General features: G+C 46.9%; 1 protein-coding gene. It reads left to right on the top strand.

The genetic code is table 11. From position 1 onward, the window contains the following. Positions 1-510: zonular occludens toxin domain-containing protein (locus HMPREF2661_RS10805; protein ID WP_283140447.1), on the top strand; the 510-nt coding region annotated here is incomplete at both ends.

Here is a 510-nt window from a genome sequence, read left to right as displayed (position 1 = left end):
TAACAGGCGTACCCGGTTCGGGCAAAACATTAAAGATGATCTCGGATTTGATGACAAGAGACGATTTAAAAAATCGTCCGCTTTATCTTGACGGAATTCCCGAAGTTGACGGCCAAATCATCCCCAATCTGCCGATCCCTGAAGGCGAAACAATGCAGACGTGGCACAAATGGGCACCTACTGGCGCGATTCTCGTGATTGATGAGTGTCAACGCGTATTTCGTCCACGCCCAAGCGGTTCAAAAGTCCCCGATTATGTCGCAGAGCTTGAAACACACCGACATAAAGGCATAGACATTTTTTTATTGACACAACACCCACGGCTTATAGATGCAAATGTCAGAAGCCTGATAGGTCATCATTGCCATATCGGCAAAACCAGCCTAGGCGTTCGGCGTATGGTCGAATGGGAAAGATGCGCCAATCCCGAAGCAAACGGCGATATAGCAAACGGCGTTAAAAGCGTTTATAAACTAGATAAAAAAGCATTTGGCGTTTACAAATCGGCCG

Source organism: Neisseria sp. HMSC061B04, from assembly GCF_001836705.1.
Classification (GTDB): domain Bacteria; phylum Pseudomonadota; class Gammaproteobacteria; order Burkholderiales; family Neisseriaceae; genus Neisseria.
This window is presented reverse-complemented; position numbering and strand designations above follow the sequence as displayed.